Origin of the sequence: Pseudomonas sp. UBA4194, assembly GCF_002379585.1 — a bacterium.
GTDB lineage: Bacteria > Pseudomonadota > Gammaproteobacteria > Pseudomonadales > Pseudomonadaceae > Aquipseudomonas.
Window position 1 is genome coordinate 1 of sequence record NZ_DFUE01000045.1, and the last position, 11,776, is coordinate 11,776.

An 11,776-nucleotide genomic window follows, 5' to 3' on the forward strand; every position below is an offset into this window, starting at 1 on the left:
GGGTCACAAGCAAGCCGGCCGAGTGGGTGTACAAGGAAGTAAAGTAGTGTGGTGCCAACGGTGCGACGCTGAACACGTAGCGTAACCCCAAGGATATTCCCGCGATAAGTGACGCGATTGGCAAGGAGCTGGTTGCCGGCGGGTCGGTACGGACCGAGCAGGCTCGGCAGAGTGGTCCCCACCCACCCACCCCCTCCCGGGCCGGGTCAGGGGACCATCCGCCACTCACCTCGACCCCCCCCTCACCCGCACTGTCGACAATGCCCGCACCACACTTGACCAAAACCCCTCACAAAGCTAGTTTGACACCCAAGCCCTCCAGCATGTGTCAACAATATGCCCGCTCAGGCCACACTGCTTGCCCCTACTACCGCCGATTCCGAAACCCTTTCGGAGAACGTTTTCCGGCGCATCCAGGCTGCCATCATCAGTGGCGAAATCGCCCCGGGCAGCAAGATCTCCGAACCTGAACTGGCCCGCACCTACGGCATCAGCCGAGGTCCTCTACGCGAGGCGATTCACCGACTAGAAGGTCAACGCCTGCTGGTCCGAATCCCCCACGTCGGCGCCCGTGTGGTATCGCTCAATCATGCCGAACTGATCGAGCTGTACGAAATCCGCGAATCCCTGGAAGGGATGGCCTGTCGTCTGGCTGCCGAACGCATGACCCGCGAGCAGATCGACGAACTGCGCCAGGTGCTCGATACCCACGAGCGCGATGCCGCTTTCCAGGCTGGCGTAGGCTACTACCAGCAGGAAGGTGATTTCGATTTCCACTACCGAATCATTCAGGGCAGCGGCAACCAAACGCTGGTGCAAATGCTCTGCGACGACCTCTATCAATTGGTGCGCATGTACCGCATCCAGTTTTCGGCCACGCCAAACCGACCCCATCAGGCCTTCGCCGAGCACCACCGGATTCTCGACGCTATCGCCGAGCGCGACGGCGAGTTGGCCGAGCTGTTGATGCGCCGGCACATCGGTGCGTCCAAACGCAATATCGAGCGCCATTACCTGGACGCCAACCACAACAAGACCCCAGGAGATAAACCATGAGTTCGCACAACAGCCCCGGCCAGCGATTCCGCGATGCGGTCGCCAGCGAGTCCCCCCTGCAAGTGGTCGGGGCCATCAACGCCAACCATGCCTTGCTGGCCAAGCGCGCCGGCTTCAAGGCTATCTACCTGTCCGGCGGCGGTGTCGCCGCAGGCTCCCTGGGGCTGCCGGACCTGGGCATCAGCGGGCTGGACGACGTACTCACCGACGTGCGACGCATCACCGACGTCTGCGACCTGCCGCTGTTGGTGGATGTGGACACCGGATTCGGCTCCTCGGCCTTCAACGTCGCGCGCACGGTCAAGTCGATGATCAAGTTCGGCGCCGCTGCCATGCACATCGAAGACCAGGTGGGGGCCAAGCGCTGCGGACACCGGCCGAACAAGGAAATCGTCAGCCAGCAGGAGATGGTTGATCGCATCAAGGCCGCCCTGGATGCCCGCACTGACGACAGCTTCGTGATCATGGCGCGCACCGACGCCTTGGCAGTGGAGGGCCTGGAGGCTGCTCTGGATCGCGCTGCCGCCTGCATCGAAGCAGGTGCGGACATGGTCTTCCCGGAAGCCATCACCGAACTCGAGATGTACAAGCTGTTCGCCGCGCGGGTGAAGGCACCGATCCTGGCCAACATCACCGAATTCGGCGCCACACCGCTGTACACCACCGAACAGCTCAAAGGCGCCGACGTTTCGCTGGTGCTCTACCCGTTGTCGGCCTTCCGCGCCATGAACAAGGCCGCTGAAAACGTCTACACCGCGATTCGCCGCGATGGTACGCAACAAAATGTCATCGACTCGATGCAGACTCGCATGGAGCTTTACGACGCCATCGACTATCACACATTCGAGCAGAAGCTCGACGCGCTGTTCGCGCAGAAGAAGTGAACAGCCCTACCGCCCATTTCCCATAACAAATCCAAAATCGGAGAAAGCAAATGGCCGAAGCAAAAGTACTCAGTGGGGCCGGCCTGCGTGGCCAGGTGGCCGGACAAACCGCGCTGTCCACGGTCGGCATGCCCGGCGCAGGCCTGACCTATCGGGGCTACGACGTGCGTCAGTTGGCCGAACATGCACTGTTCGAAGAAGTGGCCTACCTGTTGCTGTACGGCGAACTGCCCAGCCAGGACGAACTGGCCGCCTATCAAGGCAAATTGCGCAGCCTGCGCGATTTGCCCCAGCCATTGAAGGAAGTGCTGGAGCGCATCCCTTCCAATACTCACCCCATGGATGTGATGCGCACGGGCGCTTCGTTCCTCGGCACCCTGGAGCCGGAGCGCAGCTTCGAGCAGCAGCATCATGTCACCGACCGGCTGCTGGCCGCATTTCCTGCGATCATGTGCTACTGGTATCGCTACAGTCACCACGGTGTGCGCATTGACTGCCGCAGCGATGAAGACACGTTCGCCGCGCACTTCCTGTTTCTGCTGCATGGCAAGACGCCCAGCGAATTGCACAGCAAGGTCATGGACGTGTCGCTGATTCTGTACGCGGAGCACGAGTTCAATGCCTCGACCTTCACCGCTCGTGTGTGTGCGTCCACCCTGTCGGACATGTACTCGTGCGTGACCGCCGCCATCGGTTCGCTGCGTGGGCCGCTGCACGGCGGCGCCAACGAAGCCGCCATGGCAATGATCGAGAAATTCGCCTCGCCCGATGAGGCCGTGCGCGGCACCCTGGCGATGCTGGAGCGCAAGGACAAGATCATGGGTTTCGGCCATGCCGTGTACAAGGATAACGATCCGCGCAACGAAGTGATCAAGGGGTGGGCCCGGCGCCTGGCCGAAGAGGTGGGCGACACGGTGCTGTACCCGGTGTCCGAGGCCATCGACAAGACCATGTGGGAGCAGAAGAAGCTGTTTCCCAATGCCGACTTCTACCATGCCTCGGCGTACCACTTCATGGGCATTCCTACCGAGCTGTTCACCCCCATCTTCGTCTGCTCGCGGGTGACTGGCTGGGCCGCCCACGTGTTCGAGCAGCGTGCCAACAACCGGATCATTCGGCCCAGCGCCGAGTATGTAGGAGTCGAACAGCGCGAGTTCGTGCCGCTGGACCAGCGCTGACCGTACCGCCGCCATCGCGGGCAGAGCCCGCTCCCACAGGGGATCTCCATGGACATGGAAATCTCCAGTGATGTTGGGGATCTTCCTGGCCATGGAATCTCCAGTGAAGCTGGGGATTTTCAGACAGTGGAGATCTCCAGTGATGTTGGGGATCTTCCTGGCCATGGAATCTCCAGTGATGCTGGGGCTTTTCAGACAGTGGAGATCTCCAGTACTGCTGGGGCTTTCCAAGCCAATGGAGATATCCAGTACTGCTGGTGATTTTCAAGCCAGTGAAGATCTCCAGCAATGCTGAGGATCTTCAAGCCAGTGAAGACCCCTGTGGGAGCGGGTTCTACCCGCGATGGGCGCGCCGCAGATGTCCTGCCAAGCCCGTAAGAACGCCGCACCGCCGATCCACCGCCTTGCACCGTGAGCCGACCTGATGAACACACACTATCGCAAGCCCTTTCCCAACAGCCCACTGGACTATTACGACGCCCAAGAAGCCGTCGAAGCCCTCCAGCCGGGCGCCTATGCCACCCTGCCCTACACCTCCCGAGTACTGGCGGAAAACCTGGTGCGCCGCTGCGACCCCGCCACCCTGGACGCCTCCCTGCGCCAGTTGATCGAGCGCAAGCGCGACCTCGACTTCCCCTGGTACCCCGCCCGCGTGGTGTGCCATGACATCCTCGGCCAGACCGCCCTGGTCGATCTCGCCGGCCTGCGCGATGCCATCGCCGACCAAGGCGGCGACCCCGCCCAGGTCAACCCGGTGGTACCGACCCAACTGATCGTCGACCATTCCCTGGCCGTGGAAAGCGCTGGTTTCGACCCCCAGGCTTTCGAAAAGAACCGCGCCATCGAAGACCGCCGCAACGAAGACCGTTTCCACTTTATCGACTGGACCAAGAAAGCTTTCAAGAACGTCGATGTGATCCCGCCAGGCAACGGCATCATGCATCAGATCAACCTGGAGAAAATGTCGCCGGTGATCCAGGTGCGCGACGGCGTGGCTTTCCCCGACACCTGCGTGGGCACCGACAGCCACACGCCTCATGTAGATGCCCTGGGCGTCATCGCCATCGGTGTCGGTGGCCTGGAAGCCGAAAGCGTCATGCTTGGCCGGGCATCGTGGATGCGTCTGCCCGAAATCGTCGGCGTCGAGCTGACCGGCAAACTGCAGCCGGGCATCACCGCCACCGACATGGTGCTGGCCCTGACCCAATACCTGCGCCAGCAAAAAGTCGTTGGCGCCTACCTGGAATTCTTCGGCGAGGGGGCTCGCGCCCTGACCCTTGGCGACCGCGCCACGCTGTCCAACATGGCCCCGGAATACGGCGCTACGGCAGCGATGTTCTACATCGACCAGCAGACCATCGATTACCTCAAGCTGACCGGCCGCGAAGCCCAGCAGGTGCAGTTGGTGGAAGACTATGCGCGGCTGACCGGGCTGTGGGCCGACAGCCTGGACAACGCCGTGTACGAGCGTGGCCTGCGTTTCGACCTCAGCTCGGTGGTACGCAACATGGCCGGCCCTAGCAACCCCCACGCCCGTTTCGCCACCCGCGATCTGGCCGCTCAGGGCATTGCCGGTCAATGGGACGCGGTCCCTGGGCAAATGCCCGATGGCGCAGTGATCATCGCAGCCATCACCAGCTGCACCAACACCAGCAACCCGCGCAACGTGATCGCTGCCGGCCTGCTGGCGCGCAACGCCAATCGCCTGGGCCTGACCCGCAAGCCCTGGGTGAAGTCTTCCCTGGCGCCAGGCTCCAAGACCGTGGCCCTGTACCTGGACGAAGCAGGCCTGACCACGGAGCTCGAACAACTGGGCTTCGGCATCGTCGCGTTCGCCTGCACGACCTGCAACGGGATGTCCGGCGCACTCGACCCAGTCATCCAGCAGGAGATCATCGACCGCGACCTGTACGCCACGGCGGTCCTCTCGGGCAACCGCAACTTCGATGGCCGCATCCACCCGTACGCCAAGCAAGCCTTCCTGGCCTCACCCCCCCTGGTCGTGGCCTATGCCATCGCCGGCACCATCCGCTTCGACATCGAAAAGGATGTACTGGGCATCGCTGCCGACGGCCGCGAGATTCGCCTGGCCGATATCTGGCCCGCCGATGAGGAAATCGATGCCGTGGTGAAGACCTCGGTCAAGCCCGAGCAGTTCCGCCAGGTGTACATCCCCATGTTCGCCATCCATGAAGACACCGGGCCCAAAGTCGCGCCGCTCTACGACTGGCGCGAAATGAGCACCTACATCCGCCGCCCGCCCTACTGGGAAGGCGCCTTGGCCGGCGAACGCAGCCTCAAGGGCATGCGCCCGCTAGCGGTGCTGCCGGACAACATCACCACCGATCACCTGTCGCCGTCCAACGCCATCATGCTGGACAGTGCCGCTGGCGAATACCTGGCGAAAATGGGCTTGCCCGAAGAAGACTTCAACTCCTATGCCACTCACCGCGGCGACCATCTGACCGCCCAGCGGGCAACGTTCGCCAACCCCAAGCTGTACAACGAAATGGTGATGGAGAACGGCAAGGTCAAGCAGGGCTCGCTGGCGCGGATAGAACCGGAAGGCACGGTGACGCGGATGTGGGAAGCCATCGAGACCTACATGCAACGCAAGCAGCCGCTGATCATCATCGCCGGTGCCGACTACGGTCAAGGTTCGTCCCGCGACTGGGCCGCCAAGGGGGTGCGCCTGGCCGGCGTCGAGGCCATCGCCGCCGAAGGCTTCGAGCGTATCCACCGCACCAACCTGGTGGGCATGGGCGTATTGCCGCTGGAGTTCAAACCCGGCACCGACCGCAAGACACTGGGCATCGACGGCACGGAAACTTTCGACGTGATCGGCCAGCCAACGCCGCGGGCCGACTTGATGCTGGTAATCACCCGACGCGACGGCCAACGCCAGGAGGTGGTCGTCACCTGTCGCCTGGATACCGCCGAGGAAGTGTCCATCTACCAAGCCGGCGGCGTGCTGCAGCGCTTCGCTCAGGATTTCCTCAAAGCAACGGTGGCTGCATGAAGCCCGTGGTTCGTTCCTTTCCAGGAGTATCGACATGACTCACCCCGCACAGATTCGCATCCCCGCTACCTACATGCGTGGCGGCACCAGCAAGGGCGTGTTCTTCAAGCTCGCCGATCTGCCATCCGCCGCGCAACACCCCGGCCCTGCCCGTGACGCGCTGCTGCTGCGCGTCATCGGCAGCCCGGACCCCTATGGCAAGCAGATCGATGGCATGGGTGGGGCAACTTCCAGCACCAGCAAGACGGTGATCCTGAGCCGCAGCAGCCGTCCCGGCCACGACATCGACTACCTGTTCGGTCAGGTCTCCATCGACAGTGCTTTCGTCGACTGGAGCGGCAACTGCGGCAACCTTTCCGCCGCCGTGGGGCCGTTCGCTATCGCCAATGGGCTGATCGATCCGCAACGGGTTCCCGAGAATGGCATCGCCACGGTGCGGGTCTGGCAAGCCAACATCGGCAAGTCGATCATCGCCCACGTTCCGATCACGGCAGGTCAGGTACAGGAAACCGGGGATTTCGAACTCGACGGCGTGACCTTTCCGGCGGCGGAGGTGCAACTGGAGTTTCTCGATCCCGCCGCTGACGAGGACGGCGCCGGCGGCTCGATGTTCCCCACCGGCAATCTGGTGGATGACCTTGAAGTCCCAGGTATCGGCACTCTGCGCGCCACCCTGATCAATGCCGGTATTCCGACGATCTTTCTCGAGGCCCGCGCCATCGGCTACAGCGGCATCGAGTTGCAGGAGGCCATCAATGGCGATGCCAAGGCCTTGGCCATGTTCGAGACGATTCGTGCCCACGGTGCGCTGCGCATGGGACTGATCGACAACCTGGAGCAAGCTGTGCAACGCCAACACACGCCGAAGGTGGCGTTCGTGGCTCCCCCGGCCGACTATTTGGCGTCCAGTGGCAAGCCGGTCACGGCGGGCGATATCGATCTGTTGGTCCGGGCACTGTCGATGGGCAAGCTGCACCACGCCATGATGGGCACTGCGGCAGTCGCCATCGGCACTGCGGCAGCCATTCCGGGCACGCTGGTGAATGAGGCGGCCGGTGGCGGTGAACGCACTGCGGTCACCTTCGGCCACCCCTCTGGCACCCTGCGCGTTGGTGCACAGGCCAGTGACGAGTCGGGCGGCTGGAAAGTGACCAAAGCCATCATGAGCCGCAGCGCCCGGGTATTGATGGAAGGTTGGGTGCGGGTGCCCTCTTCGCTTGCATAACGACCGCACCCTTTCATTTCTGCAGGAGGGGCGTGCAGCCGCCAAAAGGCCCTGCGCTGCGCCCCTCGTCCCCGCTTATCGCTTATACCGCAACCACAGGGCCCCATCGCTCTGCACGTCGGCGCTGCTCAGTTTCAGATAGGTCGGCTGCTGCCACTTAGATTCCTCGACTTCGAACGAGGCCGGATGCTCGCCGCGACCATCCACCAGGGGCAGTATCAACACGCTGACTTCATCCACCAGTCCGGCGTTGACGAACGAGCCGCTGACATGAGGCCCTCCCTCCACCACGAGCCGCTTGATCCCTAACTCACGGGCCAGCACATCCAGGGCAACGCTCAGATCGATCTCGGTCTTACCGGCAAACAGGTACGAGACCTTCACGCTCTGCAAGTACGCCAGGTAGTCATCACTGACGGCTTCGGTCACTACTTCCACCACATGGGAGCCCAGGCTCTCGTTGGTTTTCCAGGCGACCTTGCCGTGAGGGTCGATGGACACCGCGTAGGTTTCAGCAGACCGCTCGGCGAAGTAATGGCTGCGCTCTATAGGGCCTGTCGCCAAACCTGCGGGATAACCGTCGTCGTGGGCAATTTCCTGCATTGTGACGCGGCCACAAGCCCAAGCATCGAACTCGAATGTCTGAGCCAGCGTTTCGTAAAGATCACCCGCCTTCTTCTTGAAATCACGATCCCAACCATCGGTCAGGGCGTGACCATCGATCGACGACATCATGTGACAGATTACATAGGGCTTCATAAAAGGGCTCCGGTCAGGTGGGCAACACTATTCCCGACTGGCATTGCCTGGCATAAGTTCAGCCTGAACGGTGGACCTCGGCCAAGGGCAGGTCGGCTGGCTGTACCTGCTCGACCCGGTCGCGATAGCGCTTGGCCCGGTAGAGCGCCTTGTCCACGGCTTTGAGCACGGCTTCCTGACCACTGCCGGCGATGCCCCCGGTGTCCGCCAGACCGGCGCTGAAGGCCAGCTGAAATGGCAGCTCGGCACTCGGCTGACGTGCGATCAGGGCATCGCGCAACCGGCCCATGAAATGCTCGGCCTGGGCGACTGTGGTGCGCGGAAACACCAGCACGAACTCTTCCCCGCCCCAGCGCACGAAGACATCGCTTTGGCGTTTGAGGCCGGCGACAGCGCTGGAGAAGCTTTGCAGCGCTTGGTCGCCAACCCCATGACCGAAGCGGTCGTTGATGTGCTTGAAGTTGTCCAGGTCCGGCATCGCCACGGCGATGGGGTAATGGTGCTGCTCGGCCAGTTGCCACTCCCTGTCCAGTACCGCCAGCGCGCCGCGCCGGTTCAGTGCTCCGGTCAGGCTGTCGGTAATGCTGAGCTGTTGCATGTGCAGGCGCAGTTGCTCCTGCAACATCAGGGCGAAGGCCAGGGTGAACAGGAACGACACCATGAAGTCCATGATCAACGCCATCAGCGAGGGCAAATCTGGCTCGTCGAACGGCAGCACCGGCGGCAGCTCGACGAGCATGGACAGGAAGTTGTAGCCGTGGAACGCCAGCAACGCGAACTGGCCAGCGAGCAAGCCCCAGGCGCCCCGGTAGTGGCGCGCGAGGGCGCGGGTCACACGCACTTGCAGGGCAATGCTGACCAGGACCCAGAACAGAAACCACGGCAGGATCCAAGGCGTGTCGATCAGCACCACTGCGCCGGTGGCGAAAATCAGCGAGGGCAGCAATAACAGGCGTGCCTGCCGGCCTGCACTTCCTACCTTCTCGTTCAGGTGATGCAAGGCCACGGTATGCGCGCCGATGGCGATCAACAGCACGGCGATGTTGCTGATGAATGTGGCTCTGGGCGACAGCACTTCAAGCCATGGCGGCGTTGCGTCGAACAGGCCCGGTTGCAGCAGGGGAATGACACGGTAGAGGGCCAGCACCAGGTCACCGATCAACCACCAACGCAGCGCCAGGGTCGATTTGCCCAGTCCGATATAGGACAAACACAGCACCAGCGCGGTCATCAACCCGAATGGCGTAAGAATGCACAGCAGGGTGACGGGGTCGTTGAGCAACATAGGGCGGCGCGATTCTGAGGTGGCGAACAGGCTGTGCCCGAACGGGCGCCACCATTATGCCAGAGCCTTGCGAAGGGATTGTGCCTCACCCATCAAACAGTTCAGCACGGCGACGAACGCCGTGCCGACAGGGTTAAAACGCCAACTTGTAGCCGATCAGCAACAGCATCACCGCCAGACAAGGCCGCAGGATTTCATCCGACACGCGCCCTGACAGGTGGCTGCCCAGATAGATGCCTGGCAATGAACCCAGCAGCAGGTAACCCAGCAGCGACCAATCCATGTTGCCCATGCTGGCATGCCCCATGCCTGCGACCAGGGTCAGCGGCACCGCGTGCGCGATCTCGGTGCCCACCAGACGCCGGGTGGCCAGGAACGGGTAGAGCAGAAACAGGCCCACGGTGCCCAGGGCCCCGGCGCCGATGGACGTCAGCGAGACCATCACCCCCAACACCACACCGGTGAATACGGTCAACGCGTTCAGGGCATTGGGGCTGAGGTTGTAGCGGTCACCGGCATGGCGGCTGGCGAAGGTTTGCAGGCGCTTCTTGAACAGGATCGCCAGTGCAGTCAGGAACAGCACCACGCCCAGCGCCTGCTTGATCACCGAACCCATGGCCTGGGGTTCGGTATGCAGGCTCTTGAGGTACAACAAGGTCAGCGCCGCCGCGGGCACGCTGCCCAGCGCCAGCCAGCCGGTGATCTTCCAGTCGATGTTCTTGTTCCGCCCATGGACCCAAACGCCGCTGCCTTTGGTGATGGCGGCATACAGCAGGTCGGTGCCCACGGCGGTGGCCGGATTGATCCCGAACCAGAGCAGGATCGGCGTCATCAACGATCCCCCACCCACACCGGTCATGCCAACGATGAAACCTACGACGAGCCCAGCCACACTGAAGCCCAGAAAACCTACATCCATTCTTACGTCCTACACATCAGATACGGCATCGCGGGAGCGGTAGCCGGGCGGCAGGATACCAAGTTCCGTTATAGCCATTCATAACTATGCGGTATTAGCTTATAACCGTATCGGCTAGCCCCTCATCTCTTACCCAATACAGCGGAGCCTATCGCGGGTAGAACCCGCTCCCACAGAGGATCTGCCGTGGTTACCAGTCCCGGCTGCCACGCAAATCCCCTGTGGGAGCGGGCTCTGCCCGCGATGGCGGAATCACTGCCACTGAACATTCCAGAACCTGCGGCGCCCTCCCTGCCGCCATCGCGGGTAGAACCCGCTCCCACAGAGGATCTGCGGTGGTCCCCAGTCCCGACTGCCACGCAAATTCCCTGTGGGAGCGGGCTCTGCCCGCGATGGCGCCATCACTGACACCGAACATCCCAAATCCTGCGCCGCCCACCCAGCCGCCATCGCGGGTAGAACCCGCTCCCACAGGGGGATCTGCAGCGGTCACCAGTCCCGGCTGCCACACAAATCTCCTGTGGGAGCGGGCTCTGCCCGCGATGGCGGAATCACTGCCACCGAACACCCCAAATCCTGCGCCGCCCAATCAGCCGCCATCGCGGGTAGAACCCGCTCCCACAAGGGATCTGCGGTGGTCACCAGTCCGGGTTGCCACACAAATCCACTGTGGGAGCGGGCTCTGCCCGCGATGGCGCCATCACTGACGCCGAACATTCCAGATCCTGCGCCGCCCACCCTGCCGCCATCGCGGGTAGAACCCGCTCCCACACCGGATCTGCGGTGGTCCCCAGTCCCGGCTGCCACGCAAATCCCCTGTGGGAGCGGGCTCTGCCCGCGATGGCGCCATCACTGCCACCGAACACCCCAAATCCTGCGCCGCCCATTCAGCCGCCATCGCGGGTAGAACCCGCTCCCACAGGGGGATCTGCAGTGGTCACCAGTCCCAGCTGCCACGCCAATTCCCTGTGGGAGCGGGCTCTGCCCGCGATGGCGCCATCACTGACACCGAACATCCCAAATCCTCCGCCGCCCACCCAGCCGCCATCGCGGGTAGAACCCGCTCCCACAGAGGATCTGCAGTGGTCACCAGTTCCAGCTGCCACGCAAATCCCCGTGTGGGAGCGGGCTCTGCCCGCGATGGCGCCATCACTGCCACCGAACATCCCAAATCCTGCGGCGCCCACCCAGCCGCCATCGCGGGTAGAACCCGCTCCCACAGAGGATCTGCGGCGGTCACCAGTCCCGACTGCCACGCAAATCCCCTGTGGGAGCGGGCTCTGCCCGCGATGGCGGAATGACTGCCACTGAACATTCCTAATCCTGCGCCGCCCAATCACCCGCCATCGCGGGTAGAACCCGCTCCCACAACGGCACTGCGGTAGACACCCGCCCGCCTGCCCCCCCAATCCCCTGTGTGAGCGGGCTCTGCCCGCGCTCGCGCCGTCCAC

At 63.0% G+C, this 11,776-nt stretch carries 9 protein-coding genes; 6 read left to right on the top strand and 3 right to left on the bottom strand.

Annotated features, from left to right (window positions below; all coding sequences use genetic code 11):
* The first annotated feature begins 336 nt into the window (after positions 1-336).
* From B3397_RS11865 to prpF, 6 genes are all read left to right on the top strand, one after another.
* Complete coding sequence (locus B3397_RS11865; protein WP_296250225.1) at positions 337-1,056, top strand: GntR family transcriptional regulator; 720 nt, start codon at positions 337-339, stop codon at positions 1,054-1,056.
* Positions 1,053-1,940: a methylisocitrate lyase gene (gene prpB / locus B3397_RS11870; protein WP_296250228.1), complete on the top strand. Its 888-nt coding sequence runs from the start codon at positions 1,053-1,055 to the stop codon at positions 1,938-1,940. The genes B3397_RS11865 and prpB overlap by 4 nt, the downstream gene beginning before the upstream one ends.
* A 50-nt stretch (positions 1,941-1,990) precedes the next feature.
* A complete protein-coding gene (prpC, locus tag B3397_RS11875; protein WP_296250230.1) occupies positions 1,991-3,118 on the top strand; it encodes a bifunctional 2-methylcitrate synthase/citrate synthase in 1,128 nt (375 codons plus the stop codon).
* Positions 3,119-3,166: 48 nt separating this feature from the next.
* Positions 3,167-3,379, top strand: a complete 213-nt coding sequence (locus B3397_RS11880; RefSeq protein ID WP_296250232.1) for a hypothetical protein — start codon at positions 3,167-3,169, stop codon at positions 3,377-3,379.
* A gap of 163 nt (positions 3,380-3,542) precedes the next feature.
* The gene (gene acnD, locus B3397_RS11885; RefSeq protein ID WP_296250234.1) at positions 3,543-6,137 is read left to right on the top strand and encodes a Fe/S-dependent 2-methylisocitrate dehydratase AcnD; all 2,595 of its coding nucleotides are present in this window, start codon (positions 3,543-3,545) and stop codon (positions 6,135-6,137) included.
* A gap of 34 nt (positions 6,138-6,171) precedes the next feature.
* Complete coding sequence (gene prpF / locus B3397_RS11890; RefSeq protein WP_296250236.1) at positions 6,172-7,362, top strand: 2-methylaconitate cis-trans isomerase PrpF; 1,191 nt, start codon at positions 6,172-6,174, stop codon at positions 7,360-7,362.
* A 75-nt stretch (positions 7,363-7,437) separates the two neighbouring features.
* On the opposite strand, the gene B3397_RS11895 is transcribed toward prpF, so the two are convergent.
* The 3 genes from B3397_RS11895 to B3397_RS11905 form a co-directional block, all read right to left on the bottom strand.
* Entirely contained in the window at positions 7,438-8,121 is a 684-nt protein-coding gene (locus B3397_RS11895) for a RibD family protein (protein ID WP_296250239.1), read from the bottom strand.
* 58 nt (positions 8,122-8,179) lie between these two features.
* Positions 8,180-9,406, bottom strand: a complete 1,227-nt coding sequence (locus B3397_RS11900) for a GGDEF domain-containing protein (RefSeq protein WP_296250241.1) — start codon at positions 9,404-9,406, stop codon at positions 8,180-8,182.
* A gap of 133 nt (positions 9,407-9,539) precedes the next feature.
* Complete coding sequence (locus B3397_RS11905) at positions 9,540-10,325, bottom strand: sulfite exporter TauE/SafE family protein (RefSeq protein WP_296250242.1); 786 nt, start codon at positions 10,323-10,325, stop codon at positions 9,540-9,542.
* Positions 10,326-11,776: the final 1,451 nt, after the last annotated feature.